This is a genomic window from Ottowia sp., assembly GCF_035325765.1.
Lineage (GTDB): Bacteria > Pseudomonadota > Gammaproteobacteria > Burkholderiales > Burkholderiaceae_C > Ottowia.
Genome location: NZ_DAOKZG010000004.1, coordinates 12,422 through 27,934, shown reverse-complemented (window position 1 = coordinate 27,934; position 15,513 = coordinate 12,422). Strand labels below are relative to the sequence as shown.

The 15,513-nt window shown below is 71.6% G+C and carries 12 protein-coding genes and 1 tRNA gene; 4 read left to right on the top strand and 9 right to left on the bottom strand.

Features of this window, described 5'->3' with window-relative positions:
* Window positions 1-362: 362 nt before the first annotated feature.
* The 3 genes from panC to PKA16_RS02625 form a co-directional block, all read right to left on the bottom strand.
* Window positions 363-1,220, bottom strand: coding sequence for a pantoate--beta-alanine ligase (gene panC / locus PKA16_RS02635; protein WP_324400117.1), 858 nt, complete (start codon window positions 1,218-1,220; stop codon window positions 363-365).
* A gap of 293 nt (window positions 1,221-1,513) precedes the next feature.
* Window positions 1,514-2,305, bottom strand: coding sequence for a ScpA family protein (locus PKA16_RS02630; RefSeq protein WP_324400315.1), 792 nt, complete (start codon window positions 2,303-2,305; stop codon window positions 1,514-1,516).
* A 139-nt stretch (window positions 2,306-2,444) separates the two neighbouring features.
* Window positions 2,445-2,675 (bottom strand): DUF3460 family protein, encoded by a 231-nt coding sequence (locus PKA16_RS02625; RefSeq protein ID WP_324400115.1) that lies wholly within the window; start codon window positions 2,673-2,675, stop codon window positions 2,445-2,447.
* A 104-nt stretch (window positions 2,676-2,779) separates the two neighbouring features.
* On the opposite strand from PKA16_RS02625, the gene PKA16_RS02620 reads away from it, so the two are divergent.
* The 3 genes from PKA16_RS02620 (at window position 2,780) to PKA16_RS02610 (ending at window position 5,652) form a co-directional block, all read left to right on the top strand.
* On the top strand, window positions 2,780-3,295 hold the full coding sequence (locus PKA16_RS02620) for an outer membrane protein assembly factor BamE (RefSeq protein WP_324400113.1): 516 nt from the start codon (window positions 2,780-2,782) through the stop codon (window positions 3,293-3,295).
* A 290-nt stretch (window positions 3,296-3,585) separates the two neighbouring features.
* A complete protein-coding gene (locus tag PKA16_RS02615; RefSeq protein ID WP_324400111.1) occupies window positions 3,586-4,188 on the top strand; it encodes an acyloxyacyl hydrolase in 603 nt (200 codons plus the stop codon).
* Between the two features lie 144 nt (window positions 4,189-4,332).
* Entirely contained in the window at window positions 4,333-5,652 is a 1,320-nt protein-coding gene (locus PKA16_RS02610; protein WP_324400109.1) for a DUF4010 domain-containing protein, read from the top strand.
* A gap of 23 nt (window positions 5,653-5,675) precedes the next feature.
* Here PKA16_RS02610 and PKA16_RS02605 read toward each other — a convergent pair whose 3' ends face one another.
* The 4 genes from PKA16_RS02605 to PKA16_RS02590 form a co-directional block, all read right to left on the bottom strand.
* The gene (locus PKA16_RS02605; RefSeq protein WP_324400107.1) at window positions 5,676-6,086 is read right to left on the bottom strand and encodes an EF-hand domain-containing protein; all 411 of its coding nucleotides are present in this window, start codon (window positions 6,084-6,086) and stop codon (window positions 5,676-5,678) included.
* On the bottom strand, window positions 6,083-7,027 hold the full coding sequence (locus PKA16_RS02600; protein ID WP_324400105.1) for a 5'-nucleotidase: 945 nt from the start codon (window positions 7,025-7,027) through the stop codon (window positions 6,083-6,085). The genes PKA16_RS02605 and PKA16_RS02600 overlap by 4 nt, the downstream gene beginning before the upstream one ends.
* A 181-nt stretch (window positions 7,028-7,208) precedes the next feature.
* Window positions 7,209-8,426, bottom strand: a complete 1,218-nt coding sequence (gspF, locus tag PKA16_RS02595) for a type II secretion system inner membrane protein GspF (RefSeq protein ID WP_324400103.1) — start codon at window positions 8,424-8,426, stop codon at window positions 7,209-7,211.
* Window positions 8,427-8,464: 38 nt separating this feature from the next.
* A tRNA-Arg gene (locus PKA16_RS02590) sits at window positions 8,465-8,539 on the bottom strand.
* A 132-nt stretch (window positions 8,540-8,671) separates the two neighbouring features.
* Between PKA16_RS02590 and PKA16_RS02585 the strand changes: the two genes are divergently transcribed.
* Window positions 8,672-9,178 carry an SRPBCC family protein gene (locus tag PKA16_RS02585; protein WP_324400101.1) on the top strand — a complete coding sequence of 169 codons (507 nt, stop codon included), beginning with the start codon at window positions 8,672-8,674 and terminating at the stop codon, window positions 9,176-9,178.
* Window positions 9,179-9,458: 280 nt separating this feature from the next.
* Here the strand turns inward: PKA16_RS02585 and PKA16_RS02580 are convergent, their stop codons facing one another.
* A complete protein-coding gene (locus PKA16_RS02580; protein ID WP_324400099.1) occupies window positions 9,459-13,517 on the bottom strand; it encodes a translocation/assembly module TamB domain-containing protein in 4,059 nt (1,352 codons plus the stop codon).
* On the bottom strand, window positions 13,517-15,406 hold the full coding sequence (locus tag PKA16_RS02575) for a BamA/TamA family outer membrane protein (RefSeq protein WP_324400098.1): 1,890 nt from the start codon (window positions 15,404-15,406) through the stop codon (window positions 13,517-13,519). The genes PKA16_RS02580 and PKA16_RS02575 overlap by 1 nt, the downstream gene beginning before the upstream one ends.
* Between the last annotated feature and the right edge of the window lie 107 nt (window positions 15,407-15,513).

Below are 15,513 nucleotides of genomic sequence, written 5' to 3'. Positions count from 1 at the left end.
GGCCAGAGGCCAGGGCCGTTCGCGCCGTCCAAAGGCGCGCAGGCGCCTGTGGAGCCGCGGCGCTCACCCTCGCCTGCCACGCCGAGAGCGGCACTGGCGGACGCGTCCAACTGCCGTTTCCAGGCTGATGCCGCTTCGAACCCCGGCAGATGGCCGACGACACCGGCGGGTGCCGGAATGACGCAGGACGATCGTGTCATGGGACCTGGATCCGGCAGCGCCGGAAGGCGCATCCGGCTGCCGGATTCAGGTTGAAGCACAGCCAGGTCACCGGTCGCCTGCCATTCGAACGCAAGCTCGCATGGTTCACCCGCCGCCGGGCGGTTCGTGCTACCCAGGCGATCGTTCGGGCTGCCGGAGGCTCAGATTTCCAGGTTGTCGATCAGGCGCGTGGCGCCGAGCCGGGCCGCGCCCAGCACCACCAGCGCGCCGCTGGCGTCGCCCGATACGGGCGGCTGCAGGTCGGTGCGGCGGCGTACCGTCAGGTAGTCCGGCTGCCAGCCGCGTCGGGCCAGCATGGCCATGGCGGCGGCTTCCAGCTCGGCGCGCCGTGCCGGCAGGGCGTGCGCCGCGGCCAGGGCGTCGCGTCCGAGCGCGCGCAGCGCCAGCGGCAGCTGCAGCGCCTCGGCGCGCTCGGCGGGGGCAAGGTAGCGATTGCGCGAAGACAGCGCCAGGCCGTCGGCATCGCGGCAGGTGTCGACGGCGACGATGTCGATCGGCAGCGCAAACTGGCGCACCATCTGGCGGATCACCAGCAGTTGCTGGTAGTCCTTCTTGCCGAATACCGCCATGCCGTGCGCCTTGCCGGCGAATACCGCCACGAACAGCTTGAGCACCACGGTGCAGACGCCGGTGAAGAAACCGGGCCGGAACTCGCCTTCCAGCAGGTCGGCCAGCGCCGGATCGGGCGCGAGGCGGAAGGTCTGCGGCTCGGGGTAGAGATCGGCTTCGCGTGGCGCGAACAGCAGGTCGCAGCCGGCTTGCCGCAACGCCGCGCAGTCGGCGTCGAATGTGCGCGGATAGCGGTCGAAGTCCTCATGCGGCAGGAATTGCAGCCGGTTGACGAAGATGCTGGCGACGGTGGCATCGCCTTGCCGTTGCGCGCTCGCCAGCAAGGCCAGGTGGCCGGCGTGCAGGTTGCCCATGGTGGGCACGAAGGCCGGGCGCTCGGCGCCTGCCAGGGCCTGGCGCAGCTCCGCGATGGTGTGGACGATTCGCATGGCGTGATTCATGTCGCGGCACGGAAGGTGCCTTTGGCTGGGGTGTGACTTGCCGTCTCATGGTGCTGCGCGCCTTTCGGGGGTGCGCCCGCTGGCCTGTTCCGCGGCTGCCGCAAGGGCGTCGTTGCGTGCGTCGCGGCGGATCCAGTGCACCCTGAAAGGCTCATGCCGTTGCGCGTTCAAGAGCATGCCAGACGACACGCGCCGACCGCGGCATGAGGCTTGACGGCCCTGTCGTTGAAGCGCGGCGGAGTCATCCGTCATCGGACCGCGAGGTCGCGCCGGGAAGTGCGTCATGCGGTTGGCGTGAACGCCAGCCGCACATAGATCGGCGCATAGGCTTCCGCCTGGGTGACCTCGACCAGGTTTTCCTTGGCCAGCTCGAGCAGCGCGATCAGGGTGACGACCAGCACCGGCACGCCGCCGCCCAGGTCGAACAGGTCCTCGAAGGGTGCGAAGCGCCGGCCCTGCAGCTTCTTCAGCACGATCGACATGTGTTCGCGCACGCTGAGCTGCTCGCGCGTGATCTTGTGGCTTTGCACCAGCTTGGCGCGCCCCAGGATGTCGGCCCAGGCCGCCTGCAGATCGGCCAGCTCGACGTCCGGGAAGCGTGGCGCCAGGGCCTGCTCGACGTGCACCTGCGCGCGCAGGAAGTCGCGCCCGTACTGCGGCAGCTCGGCCAGCTGGGCGGCCGCCAGCTTCATGCGTTCGTACTCGAGCAGGCGGCGCACCAGCTCGGCGCGCGGGTCTTCGGCTTCCTCGCCCGCAGCCACCTTGCGCGGCGGCAGCAGCATGCGCGACTTGATCTCGATCAACATGGCAGCCATCAGCAGATACTCGGCCGCCAGTTCCAGGTTGCGCCCGCGAATCTCGTCGACATAGCTCAGGTACTGGCGCGTCACGGCCGCCATCGGGATGTCGAGGATGTTGAAGTTCTGCTTGCGGATCAGGTAGAGCAGCAGGTCCAGCGGCCCCTCGAAGGCCTCCAGGAACACCTCCAGCGCGTCGGGCGGGATGTACAGGTCCTGTGGCAGGGCGAACAGGGGTTCGCCGTACAGGCGCGCCACCGCGACGTGGTCGACCATCTCCGGCAGCGGGGCCGGCGCGGCCTCGGCCAGCAGGATTTCCGGGTCGGCAGCAGTCACGGGATGAGCTTGCCCGCGGCGCGCCGCGGCCCGGGCGCTCGCGATCGGTGCGGCGCGCGCACGCGCCAACGGCGGGCCGTCACTGGGTGTCCGGGTCCAGCGCGTAGTGGTAGTAAACGTAGCCTTGCTGGGCCACGCGGCCGGCCTGGAACTCGGCCTGCAGCTCGCGGTCAACGCGCTTGTCCCAGAGCCGGGCGCGCCCTTCGCGCTGCCGCTGCTCCAGGTCGGGGCGCTCGCGCTTGAGCTGCTCGAGGAAGTCGGTCGCCTCGGACGTGTAGTGCGGGCGGTTGAACAAGTTGGCAATGGACATGGCGAAAAGGGCCTGGGCGTGCGCTCGAGGCTGGCGCGTGCACCGGCCATGCGTTACAAACCGGGGTGCCGGCATTTTACCGGGCTTGAGGACATCCAACGAACATGAAATCCCTGGCGATCCGATATGGACGCGCGGCACTGCTGGGCCTGGCCGCATGGCTGCTGGCAGGCTGTGACCCGCAGGCGATCAGCGAGCTGGAGGAGGGCCTGTCGACCGAGGCCGACGTGCTGCAGCGCTTCGGCCAGCCCGCGCGCGTGTGGGACGAACCCGGCGGTGCGCGCACCTTCGAGTACAACCGCCAGCCCGAGGGCTTGCGCAACTACATGATCACGATCGGCGCCGATGGCCGGATGAGTGCGCTGCGCCAGGTGCTGACGCCGGAGAACTTCGCGCGTGTGCAGGCCGGCATGGACGCCCAGCAGGTGCGCCGCATGCTGGGCCAGCCGGCACGCCAAGTGCGCTACGAGTTGCAGAACGAGGTGGACTGGACCTGGAAATTCCTCGATCCGCCCAGCGATACCAAGGCCTTTCATGTCGTGTTCGGGCCGGACTGGCGCGTGCGGCGCACCGAGATCGGCCCCGACCCGGACGGGCCGGACATGCGCGGCGGCGGTTGAGCCGCGGCACCGGCACGGGCTCGCTCGATTCCCGGGTCATGGGCGTGCATGGAGCGCGGGCACTATCATCGGCAACTCGGCAGTTGATCGCTCGTGAACGTTTCGAAGCCTGCGCGGACATGGACCCTGGCTGTTTCGATCGCGCTTGCCCGTTCTTGCTGTCCAAGGGTGCGCAGGCGCCTCTGGAGCCGCAGCGCTCACCCTTGCCTGGCACGCCGAGGCCGGCACTGACCGGCGTATTCAACTGGCGGATTTGGGTTCAAGCCGAGTGAATCAGGATATCGTGCAGCATGGATGATGGAACAAATCGGTGGCACGGGAGATCCGGCGGCCGGACGATGCAGGCGCGCGGGCGGCTGCCGGCGGCGGATCCGGGCCGGGCGCTGCTGTGCGGCGTGGCGCTCGCGATCGGGACCAGCGCCTGGGCGGCAGGCCCGGACCTGGCGCTCACTGCGGCGTTGGGACAGAACGAGCACGTTCGCAAGGCCGGCGTGGTGCTCGGTTTCACGCGCGCCGAGCCGTTGTGGCAGGGTGCGCAGTGGCGGCTGGGGCTGCGCCATGAGCTCGAGCTGGCGGCCTGGCGCGTGCCGCATGCGCGCAATATCCTGGAGCTGGGTTATTCGCCGGTGCTGCGCCTGGAGCGGCCGGACGCGACCGGCGATGGCGTGTTCTTCGTCGAAGGCTCGATCGGCGTGCGGCTGCTGTCGCACACGCGTCTGTCGCCAACGCGCAGCCTGAGCACGGCGTTTCAGTTTGCCGACATGCTCGGGCTGGGCTGGCAGTGGGGGCGCTCGACGCTCGGCCTGCGCCTGCAGCACATTTCCAACGGCGATATCAAGAAGCCCAACCCGGGCATCAACTTCGCGCAGGTCTATTACCGCTATCGCTTCTGAGGTGCGGCGCCGGTTCGCGCTGCCGGTGGCCGCCTGGGGCGGCGTTGGCGCGTGCGCCGCATCCGTGTGGCGTCCTGCCGGTTTTCGGTTTGTGCCGGGCGCGCGCCGCTTGCGCGGCCCTGCGCGGCACGGCAAGATCACGCGATGTTCGACAACGCCACTCCGCTGCCCGCCAATGACTGGCCCTATACCCTGGTCCTGACGCGCCTGGCGCTGGGCCTGGTGCTGGGCCTGCTGATCGGGCTGGAGCGCGAGCGGCGAGGCAAGGAGGCGGGGGTGCGCACCTTCGGCTTCATCGGCCTGCTGGGCGCCATCGGCGGCATGATCGGCGTGGCCTATGGCTTGGCGGCGATCGTCTTCACCATCGTGCTGACGCTGCTGCTCAACGCTTCCTCGCTGCGTGCCGGCCAGGGCACCGAGCTGACGACCTCGGCTGCCATGGGGGTGACGGTGATGGCCGGCCTGATGAGCGGCCTGGGCCACACCATTGCGCCGGCGGCGGTGATGGTGATCTCGACCGCCCTGCTGGCCTGGAAGGAGCGCCTGGCCGGATTCTCGATGGGCATTTCCGAGCGCGAGATCCGCTCGGCCCTGCTGCTGGCGATCCTGGCGATCGTGATCTACCCGGCGCTGCCGATGGGCGCCGTCGGGCCCTATGGCCTGATCCAGCCGCGCACTGCCTGGATCGCGGTGATCCTGATCGCCGGCATCGGTTTCTTCAACTATGTGCTGTGGAAGATCTACGGCACCCGCGGGGCCGAGCTGTCAAGCTTCTTCGGCGGCCTGATTAACAGCAACTTCACCGTCATCAGCCTGGCGCAGCGCGTGCGCGAGGTGGGCGAACCCTTCGTCGGCGTGGCCTACCGCGGCGTGCTGCTGGCCATGGTGGCGATGCTGGCGCGCAATGCCACGCTGCTGCTGCTGCTGGCGCCGATCGCACTGGCCGGATCGTTCGCGGCCTTCGGCCTGATGCTGGCGATGGCCGGTGCCTTGATGGGCTGGAGCATGCACCAGCGGGCCGCCGGCGGCGAGCCGCCCGAAATCGACCTGCAACTGCCGTTTTCGCTGTCGCAGGCGCTCAAGTACGGCGCCATCTTCCTGTTGCTGCACGTGCTGGGCGCGGTCACGCAGCGGCAGTTCGGCGACGCCGGTTTCTACGTCGTCAGCGTGATCGGCGGCTTTCTCTCCAGCGCCAGTTCGGTGGCCGCGGCAGCAGCGCTCGCGGCCGCGGGCGATGTCAGCCCGGCCACCGCCGGCACTGGCGCCGTGCTGGCCTCGTTCACCAGCATGGCCTTCAGCCTGGCCTTCGTGCTGCACACGCGCCGGCAATCGCTGGTGCGCGGCCTGGCAGGGGCGATGCTGGCGATCGGCGTGGCGGGCCTGGTCGGCATCCTGGTCAGCCACTGGACCGAGCCCTGGATGACCGAACTGCTCCAGACGTTCGAGGCCAAGCGCGTGTCCTGACGCTTTTCCATCCACGCGTCCGGTCATTTCGCCGGCGCGCGCTGGGCAGTTGCGGCTTCAGCAGCGCGGCGGCGCTGGCGTTCGGCGCGGCGCCGGTCCGCCGCAGCGCGGATTTCGTCCTCGGTCAGGTAACCGTCGCCGTTGCGGTCGGCATCGTCGAACAACTGCCGCAGCGACGGCCTGATGCGAAAACCCAGGCGCGCTTCGCGGCGCGAGATGCGGCCATCGCCGTCGGTGTCGAGCATGTGGAACCACTTGAGTGCCTGCTGCTCGCCCGGGCTGGCCTGCTTCGCGGGCGCGGGCGTCGGCCTGGAGGTCGGGGCACTGGCTGCAGGCGCCACCGCTGCGGCTGCCGGAGGGATCGCCTGGGCTTGCGCCCAGGGCAGCAGGATGGCCTGCACGAGCATCAGCAGCGCCGTTCGAAAGATTCTCATGCCCGCTTGGAGCGCGTCCGGCGCCCCGGAGTTTCCCCGCCGGCTGCGACATTGGTCACGCCCGCTGCCACATGACCGGCCGGCACGTGGCGTGCGGCCTGGCTGATGTGGCCGGTCTGGTCGTCGAAGAAGAAGTCGGGTTCGAACTCGCGCAGGAACTCGCCCTTGGGCAGGCCGCCCAGGAACATCGCTTCATCGACGCGAATGTTCCAGCGCATCAGGGTCTGGATGGCGCGGCGGTGCGCCGGCGCGCCGCGTGCCGTGACCAGGACGGTGCGGATGCGCATGTGGGGCGAGCCCGATTGCTGCAGGCGGTTCAGCGCCACTAGGAAGGGCTTGAATGGGCCTTCCGGCAGGGGCAGGTCGGCCTTGCGCTGCTCGTGGCGCTGGAACGCGGCCAGTCCCCTTTTCTGGAACACCTGCTCGGCCTCGTCGGAAAATAGCACGGCGTCGCCGTCGAAGGCGATGCGCACCTCGTCCGGATAGCGGTTGCCCGCCGGGCGCGCGTCCACCATCACGTGCGCGGCCGGAAAGCCGGCGGCCAGCGCCTCGCGCACATCGTCCGCGTTGGCCGACAGGAAGATGTCGGCGCGCAGCGGGCGCAGATAGCCGAACGGCGGGCGGCCCTGCGTGAACACGCCGCGCTCGAGCTGCAGCGCGGTGGCCGCGCCCGAGCTGAAGATGCGCATGCCGCTGACCGGGTCGTTGCGCGACAGGATTACCACCTCGACGCGATCCTGGCCGTCCTCGTTGAACCGCAGCAGCTTGCGCACCATCGAGTACGCGATGCCCGGCTGTGCCGGCACGTCCAGGCGCTCCAGCTGCAGCCGCATGTAGCCCTCGGGGTCGCCGCTCTCGAACAGGCGGTTTTCCTCCTCCAGGTTGAACAGCGCGCGCGAGGAAATGGCGACGACCAGCTTGTCGTCCAGGGCCGAGGTCATGTCGGGAAGGCGAGTGGGGTTTGGATGACGGTCATGGTGCTCGGCGCTGCAAGCGGCAGCGGGACGCAAAGAGCGCGAAGAGAACGCGAAGGACGCGAAACAGGCGTGAATGTTTTTTGCGTCCTTCGCGGAACTTTCGCGGCTTTCGCGTCCGGTTGTCCGGTGATCGCCCCGCGCTGCCTCATCGCACCCACTGGTTCAACTGGATGATCGGCAGCATCACCGCCAGCACGATCAGCAGCACGACCACGCCCATGACGACGATCAGCAGGGGCTCCAGCACGGTGGCGAGCTGCATGGCGCGTCGCTGCACCTCGGTGGAGAGCTGCTGGCTGGCGCGCTCGAGCATGCGTGGCAGCTCGCCGGTCTGTTCACCCAGGCGCGCGAACATCGCGAGCAGGCCCGGGAAGCGCTTTTTCTGCGCCAGCGCGGCGGCCAACGGCGCGCCTTCGCGCACCATCACCAGGGCATCCTCGGCGTCGGCGCGCATGGCGGTGTTGTGCAGCGTCTCCGCCGCTGCCTGCAGCGCACGCAGGATCGGCACGCCGGCGCCCGCGAGCATGGCCAGGGTGGCGCCAAAGCGTGCCGCGTTGTAACCGCGCGCCAGGCGCCCGACCAGGGGCAGGCGCAGCCACGCGGCGTCGAACTGCTGGCGGACCGTGGCGCTGCGCAGGGCCAGATGCACGCCAACCGCCATCAATGCAATCGCGCCGACCAGCCACCAGCCCCAGCTGCGCACAAAGGCGCTCAGCGCCAGCATGACCACCGTGAGCGTCGGCAGCGCCTGCTTGGTGCCAGCGAACACGTTCGCCACCTGCGGCACCACGTAGCTGACCAGGAAAACCACGATGACGATGGCCACCACGGTGACGATGGCCGGGTAGAGCGCGGCGCCGATGAGCCGCCCCTTGAGCGCCTGGCGTTCTTCCAGGTCGTCGGCCAGGCGCTCCAGCACCGCGCCCAGGTGGCCGCCCTGTTCGCCTGCGGCGATGACGGCGGTGTAGACGGGCGAGAACTCTCGTGGGTGCTGGGCCATGGCACGCGCCAGCGGCGCGCCGGCGTTGACCTCGGCGCGCAGGCTGGCCACGAGCTGGCGCTGGCGCTCGGTTTCAGCCTCGTCGGCCAGGGCGGTGAGTGCGCGCTCCAGTGGCAGGCCGGAGCCGACCAGGCCGGCCAGCTGGCGTGTCCAGATCGCCCGCTGGGTGGCATTGAAGGCGTGACCGCCGCCCAGGGGGCGTGTCAGCAGGGTGTCGGGGCCGGCAGCGACCGGTTCGACCGACAGCGGCACCAGTGCCTGGCCGCGCAGCTGCGCACGCGCCAGCCGTACGGTGTCGGCCTCGATCACGCCCTTGCGGGTCTGGCCATCGGCTTGCAGGGCTTCGAAGGTGTAGGCAGGCACGGGCTCTGGAAGATGCGGACGGGCGGTGCGGGCCGGGATGGCACCACCGACAGGAATCGAACCTGTATCTAGCGCTTAGGAGGCGCTCGTTCTATCCATTGAACTACGGCGGTGCGGCTCGGGCATTGTATCGACGGCGCCTGGCGCAGCAGTGCCACGGCGGCGCGCGCTATCTTGTCGCGCGCGACCTGCGTGCGGCCTGTGCTTGGGGCAAGATCGGCTTCTGCAAGTTCCTGGAGAGACCGATGCAAGAAGACCCGAACCCGTGGGGGACGATCCGGACGCTGCCCGAGGGCGGCTGCGAAGGCACGCTGCAGCGCACCTACGAGGGCCATGGACGCGCCGAGTTGTGGCGCATGCTGACCGAGCCGGTCGAGTTCGCCAAGTGGATTGCTCCCGGCACGATCGAACTGCGTCCCGGCGGCGCGGTACGGATCGACTTCCAGGACAGCGGCACGGCGATCGCCAGCACCGTGCTGGCGCTCGAGCCCGAACGGCTGCTGAGCTATTCCTGGAGCAGCGCCGGCGAGCCGGAACGCCCGCTGCGCTGGCAGCTGGACGAGGTGCCGGGCGGCACCCGCCTGACGCTCACCGTGCGCACGCCGGCGGGCGAAGACGCGGCCAAGGCCTGCGCCGGCTTCGAGGGGCATCTGGACATGCTGGCCGGCGCGCTCGAGGGCGTGCCGATCAAGTTTCCGTTCCAGCGCTTCCTGGACGCGCGCGCGGCCTACAACCAGCAGCTGGGCAAGTAGTGCAGTGTTTCGCGCTGTCAGGCACTTATAAAAGCCAGAAAAAGGCTTGCGGCAAGGCGCGGTTCGCCGCCAATGCTGGCGGCCTTGGCAAGAATCGCAACGCCGCCGCGAGCCTTTTTCTGGCTTCCCGCAGGGCGAGCCGCCAAGGGGCCATCTGCCTTGTTGCGCGGCCTTGACATGGGGCCACCATGCCTGCGGCCACGCGCCGCGCAGCTGGCCCCTTGGCGACTCGTTATAAGTACCTGACAGCGCGAAACACTGCACTGGTCGGGATTCCGCCTCAATCGAACGACAGCCGGAAGATCAGGTCCACCGCCGAGTCGACGCCGGCCTGGCCGCGCAGCGACCAGCGGCGCGACAGCTCGTAGAAGATCAGCAGGGTGCCGCTGGCGCCCGCGACGCTGTGCTCGTAGGCGGCGTAGAGCCGGTCCGACAGGCGCTTGCCCAGCGTTACGCTGGCGCTGCCGACCTCGCCGTCGCCGCTGCTGAAGCTCAGCTCGTCAAGGCCGAAGGTGGCGGCCAGTCCGCGCCCCTCGCGTCCGCCGAGCAAGGCCAGCGCGGCGGTCTGCAACATGGCGGACTCGGCGCCGGTCTCGGGCGCCTCGCGCCCCAGCAGCAGCCAGGCCAGCGCCTGGCTGTCGGGCAGCTGCGGCTGTGAATAGAGGCGCACGCGCGGCAGCAGGGCGCTGCCGGCGACCTCGACGCCGACGCGCTGGTCGCTGGTGTAGTTGGGGCGCAGGGCGATGATCTCCAGCGTCGGGTTGGCGGGATCGCCGCGGAACACGATTTCGCCGTGCTCGATCGCCAGCTGCTGGCCATAGGCGTGGAAGCTGCCGCCCACCGTGCGCACCGTGCCCTTGAGCTCGGGCATGCGGCCCAGCGGTCCGTCGGCGCTCAGCGCCAGCTTGCCGGCCAGGCGCGTGGCTATGCCCATGCCGCTGAGCTGGAAGTCCGGGCCGAGGTCGATGCCGACCCGCGCCCGCACCGTCAGGGGCTCGTCCCGCCGCGCGCGCGCGGCGCTGCTGCGCTCCTGTTGCGCGGCCAGCTGCTGGCCGGCCTCGCTGGTCGGGGTGGCGACGGCGCCGGGGCCTTCGCGGCCGTACATCACGCGCCCGTCGGGGCCGCGCACGATCACGTCGTCGTCCATGCGCGGGGCGTTCTCGTCCGGCAGCACGATGCGCGCGTGGTCCACCTGCAGCTGGCCGTCGACCTCGACGGCGCGGCCGTCCAGCCGCGCCTGCACCTGTCCGGAAACGTCGACTTCGCGGTCGCTGCGGGCGCTGACACGCATTCGCTCCAGCCGGGCATCCAGGCTTGCCTGCGCGCGGCCGTCGATCCAGCCGGCCTCGCCGCTGGCCCGCAGCCGGCCGCCGCTGCCCTGCGGGCCGGCGCCTTCCAGCGTGAGCTCGTCGACCAGCAGGCGCGTGCCGTCCAGGCGCGCGCGCAGGCGGCCGTGCTCGAGCGCGATGCCATCCACCACCGAGCGCAGTGCCAGGTTGTCGGCTCCCAGCGTCCCGTCCAGCAGCGGCGCGGCGCGCGTGCCGCCCAGGCGCACGTCGGCACCGAGCGAGCCGCGCAGTCGCCAGCCCGGTGGCGCCAGCACCGACCAGGCCGAGATCTGCGGCAGCTGCGCCTGCAGCCGGCCTTGCAGTGGCGCCGTTTCGGGCCAGTCCCAGTGCGTGGCGCCGTCGGCGTTGTGCGTGGCGTGCAGCTGGGTGCGCAGGCTGCCGTTGGCGCTGCCGGCCTGGGCGCTGTCCCAGGCCAGGCGCAGCGCGAGTTCAGGGCCGTTGCCGGCGAGTTCCAGCCGCGCTTCGCGCAGCCCGGCGGGGACGCGCGACTGCACGCCGGTGTCGCCGTCGGTGGCGAGCAGGGTCAGGTCGCCACGGGTGCGTTCCAGTTGGGCGCGCACCTGCAGCGAGCTGCCCAGGGCGAGGTCCCAGGCGCCATCGAACACCACGTCGCCGGTCACGCCGGCCTCGCGCAGCGTGTCGCCGCCCAGGCGCTCGGCCCACTGCAGCGGCAGGCCGGTGAGGCGGCCGCGGCTGTGCAGTTCGCCGGCGCGCCAGCGCAGCGGCTCCCAGGCCACGCGCGCCTGCGACACGGGCGCGGGGGAGGTGATGGCCAGCGCGCCGGCGCCGGCTTCGAAGCGGCCGCCTTCGGCCGGCGACCAGGCCAGCGGCACGGGCCCGCCCTCGGTGGCCAGGCGCCAGCGGCCCTGGCCGAGCTCGGGAGCGGCGACCTCGGCCTGCAGGCGGGCGATGCGCGCTCCCCAGCCGGCCTGGGCCAGCGGGGTACTGGCAGGGCCGGTGCGGCCGCCGTCGGCCTGCAGCTGGAACTGCAGCGTGCGTTCGCCTTGCGCGAGCTCGCCGCTGGCGTCGAGCCGGGCCGCATCCAGGCGGCCATCGAGATCCAGCGCCAGGGCGCGCACCCGGATCGGCGCCTGTGGCTCGTCGCCGGCGGGCAGCTGCAGTTCCAGGCCGGGAGACGCCAGGCGGGCCTGCAGCCGGGGGTTGCGCCAGCCGTCGCGCCAGTGCGCGTCCAGCGTGGCGCGGCCGCTGGCCTCGGCACTGGCCAGGATCGCATCCAGGCCCGGCATGCGCCGCGCCCAGGCCAGCACCTGGCGCGCGTCGCTCAGCGCCAGGCGCAGCGTGCCGGCGCCGCGGTCCGGCTGGGCTTCGCCCTGCACCGCCAGTTCGGCACCCGGGAGCTTCAGCTTCAGGTCGGCCGTGCCGCCGGGCCCGGCAAGCTGCAGCGCGGCCGTCCCGGCCAGTTCGGCATCGTCGGTGCGCACGCGCAGCTGCTGCAGCTCCAGCTGCCGGTCGTGCCAGCGGCCGCGCGCGCTGGCGTGGCGCAGGCGCAGTGCCCGCAGGTCGATCGCGGACTCGCCCGCGGGTGCCTGGCGCGGTGCTGGCGCGGCAGCCGGCGCGCGCGCCTGCAGTTCAAGTTCGAAGTCGATCGCCTCGCCCTGGCCCCCCAGCTGCGCCGTGCCGTCGATCGGGTCGGCCTGCAGCTGCGTGTGCAGTCGATCGGGCTCGATGCCGTGCAGCCGCGCGTCCAGCCGCCAGGGCGGCGTCGCTGCCGTGCCGGCGTCGTCGGTGGCGGATGTCGACTCGGATGGCGGTGCGACCCAGCGGCCGCTGGCTTCGAGCGTTCCGCCCGCCAGCAGCGCCTGCAGCGTGCGGACCGTGGCGGTGCCATCCTGCCAGTCGAGGTCGGCGGTCATCTGCTCCAGCGGCAGCTGGCGCTGGTCCCAGGGGCCGGGCTGCCGGTTCTCGAGCGCGGCGTGCAGCGTCCAGCCGCCGCCGGCCGCGTCCGCGGCGGCCAGCGGCGCCAGGTCGAGCGTGCCGCCCAGGTGGGTGGCGGGCGCCTGGGCCCAGAGGGCGCCCAGGTCCAGGGCGCGCAGGTGCAGCCGCGCTTCGGGCAGGGGTTGTGCTGCCCAGGGCGTGATGCGGGCACTGGCACGGGCCTGGGCGCCCGCGTCGGCATCGGCTTCGGCCGTCGGGGTCGCTGCCAGCTGCGCGAATTCCGGCAGGGGTGGCAGCGCTGGCGCCCCCGCGTCGGTCGGCAGGGAAAGCTGCTGCAGATCGGCACGCGCCTGCAGGTCGGCCAGCGGCCCCTGCACGCCGGCGCGCAGGGCGAAGGCGGCGGCTTCGTCGCTGCCCGGAACCGCCGTGGTGAGCGCGCCCGCCAGGGCCAGGTCGAGGGTGACAGGGTGCCGGTCCGTGAGCTGCAGGCGCGCGTGGTAGTCGCCGTTCTCGAAGTGTGCGTGTTCCAGTGCCAGTGCGTGGCGCCGGCCGTCGTAGTCGTAGCGCGCCGTCAGGTCGCGCACCGCCTGGGGCGGCGGGCCGGCCCACTGCAGCTCGTCCACGCGCAGTGCGTCCACGCGCAGCTTCAGTGGCAGCGCGATGGCATCGGGCGGTGCGGTCGTCGGCTCGCCCGCCGGGCGCTGGTCGTCGATCACGATGCGCCTGGCGGCCAGCTGCTCGACCTGCAGGGTGCGCGCCAGCAGGGCACGCGGCGTCCAGTGCAGCACCAGTTCCTCAACCTCGACGTGCAGGCCGTTGCCGTCGTTCCAGGCGAGGCGCCCGATCGTGCCGCCGCCGAGCACACTGCCGCTCACCGCCTCGGCCTGCAGCGGCAGCTGCGTGCCGACCCAGCGCAGGACCGTGGCCAGCGAGCCGGCGCTGCCGGCCCAGATCCAGAGCCCGGCGAGCACGAGCGCCAGCAACGCCAGCAGCGCCGCCAGCGCGCGTCCGGCCCAGCGCAGCGCGCCGGCGCGCCGGCGCGGGGCGGCCGCGGCGTGCGCCTGAGGCTCCACGGGTGCGGTCGGTTCGGTCATCAGAACACGAACCCCACGTTCATGTGCAGTCGCACCTCGCGGGTCTTCAGGCCGTAGGCGAGGTCGAGCTGCATCGGCCCTACCGGGGTCAGCAGGCGCAGGCCGGTGCCCACGCCCCAGTGCGGGCGCAGGTTGCGTGCGTGGTTGGCAACGCTGCCGACGTCGATGAACAGCGTGTGTTCGAGCAGGCCGGGAAAACGCTCCTGCAGGATCGGGCGCTGCCACTCGACGCTGCCCACGCCCATGTAGCGCCCGGGCCCGACCAGGCCGCCGCCGACCGGGATGCCGATGCGGCGGTAGGCGTAGCCGCGCACCGTGGCGTCGCCACCGGTGCGGAACATCATCGTCGCCGGCAGCCGCGCCGCGTCGCTGGCCAGGATGGCGGCGCCCTCGGCACGCAGCGCGAGCCGGCTGTCGCCCTGGCCCAGCGACACGAAGCCGAGCCAGCGTCCGCTCATGCGCGCAAACGGCTTGCGCGGGCTCAGCGTGGTCATGCCGGCGCCGACGTCGAAGCCCAGGCCCCAGCCGCGCCGGGGCGTCAGCAGGCTGTCGAAATAACGGCCGGTCCAGGCGTAGTTGGCGCTCAGTGCGGCGCCGTCCCCGAGCAGGGCGTCCGGCACCGCGGTGGACCCCGAGCCGGTGACGGTGGCGTGCTCGTACTGCAGGTAGAACTGGCGGTCGTACCGTTCGGCGTTCTTGATCCGGCCCACGCGCAGCGTGCGCGACAGCGTGTTCAGCGTGCCGTCGTCCTGCCGCATGTAGCGGCCCATGCCGGTCCAGCGCCAGCCGCCGGCATTGGGCAGCGAGCTCAGCTCGGCCTGCAGCAGCGGCGTCTTGCGGTCCAGCTGCAGCCTGGTGTCGGCGCGCCAGCTGCTGCCCAGGAAGCGATTGTGGCGGTGCTCCAGCGTCAGGCGCGGGCCAGCGTCGGTGCTGTAGCCGATGCCCAGCTGCAGCTTCTGGCGCCTGGCTTCGGTCAGCGTGTAGAGCACCGGCACGGCGTCCGGGCCGCCATCGGGCTCGATGCTGATGTAGGCCGAGTCGTAGTAGCCACTGCCGGTGAGGCGCTGCTGGGCGTCGACCAGGCGCTTCTGGTCGTAGACCTCGCCGGGCTCGAGCCAGGACAGGATGCCGGGCAGCCAGGCCGGATAGCGCTGGGCGCCCTGCACCACGCTCGGCCCGAGGTGGTACGGCGCGCCCGAGTCCAGCCGCAGCGTGAGGTCGACGCGCGCCGCGGCCGCGTCCACGTCGGCCAGGCTGTAGCGGATGCGCCCGCGCGGGTAGCGCTGCTGCACCAGCTGGCGCAGGGCCTCGGTCTTGGCGTCCGACCAGCGTTCCTGGGTGAAGCGGCGACCCTTGTCCAGCGCCCAGTCGTGCTCGATCGCCGTGCGCTGCCGGAGGGCAGCGGCATCGGTCGTCGTGGCGATGTCGCCCTCGAATTCGATCTGCACGCGTCGCACCGTGGTGGGCGTGCCGGGGTCGATCTCGATCACCACGACGGGGCGCGGATCGCCGCGCTCGCGCCGGATCCTGACCTCGGGCAGGAAGTAGCCCTCGGTGCCCAGCAGGTTGCGCACGTCGCGCTCGGCCAGCGCCATCAGGCGTGCGAATTCGGCGTCATCCAGGTCATGCAGTGCGCGGTAGCGCCGCAGTTCGTTGTGGCGTTGCACCAGGGTGCGCAGCTTCGCGTCCGCGCTCTCGACCCGGATGTCGAAGGCGGGTTGGGCCGGCTCCAGGCCCGCATCCCCGTCAGCCGTCGTGGGCGCCGGCCTGGCCGGCTCCGCGTCCGCGCCGGGCAGCAGCCCGCAGCCGGGCAGCAGCAGGGCCAGGCCGAGCAGCAGGGCAGCGGGCAGGCCAGGCCGGCCAACCCGGTGGACGGAGGGACGCTTCACCAGCCGGAGTCTAGTGTGGTGCGCCGTTATTCCTTGTACTTGCAGCGAGTCGTTCAGCGGCTCGATGCAAGGCGCGCACGCGCAGGAATGCCGTGCGCCTTTCAAGC

What these genes read in the sequence shown, in the direction of transcription:
- panC (WP_324400117.1), bottom strand. Translation starts at nt 1,220, where the DNA reads ATGCGAATCGTCCACACCATCGCGGAGCTGCGCCAGGCCCTGGCAGGC.
- PKA16_RS02630 (WP_324400315.1), bottom strand. Translation starts at nt 2,305, where the DNA reads ATGGTCGACCACGTCGCGGTGGCGCGCCTGTACGGCGAACCCCTGTTC.
- PKA16_RS02625 (WP_324400115.1), bottom strand. Translation starts at nt 2,675, where the DNA reads ATGTCCATTGCCAACTTGTTCAACCGCCCGCACTACACGTCCGAGGCG.
- PKA16_RS02620 (WP_324400113.1), top strand. Translation starts at nt 2,780, where the DNA reads ATGAAATCCCTGGCGATCCGATATGGACGCGCGGCACTGCTGGGCCTG.
- PKA16_RS02615 (WP_324400111.1), top strand. Translation starts at nt 3,586, where the DNA reads ATGGATGATGGAACAAATCGGTGGCACGGGAGATCCGGCGGCCGGACG.
- PKA16_RS02610 (WP_324400109.1), top strand. Translation starts at nt 4,333, where the DNA reads ATGTTCGACAACGCCACTCCGCTGCCCGCCAATGACTGGCCCTATACC.
- PKA16_RS02605 (WP_324400107.1), bottom strand. Translation starts at nt 6,086, where the DNA reads ATGAGAATCTTTCGAACGGCGCTGCTGATGCTCGTGCAGGCCATCCTG.
- PKA16_RS02600 (WP_324400105.1), bottom strand. Translation starts at nt 7,027, where the DNA reads ATGACCTCGGCCCTGGACGACAAGCTGGTCGTCGCCATTTCCTCGCGC.
- PKA16_RS02585 (WP_324400101.1), top strand. Translation starts at nt 8,672, where the DNA reads ATGCAAGAAGACCCGAACCCGTGGGGGACGATCCGGACGCTGCCCGAG.
- PKA16_RS02580 (WP_324400099.1), bottom strand. Translation starts at nt 13,517, where the DNA reads ATGACCGAACCGACCGCACCCGTGGAGCCTCAGGCGCACGCCGCGGCC.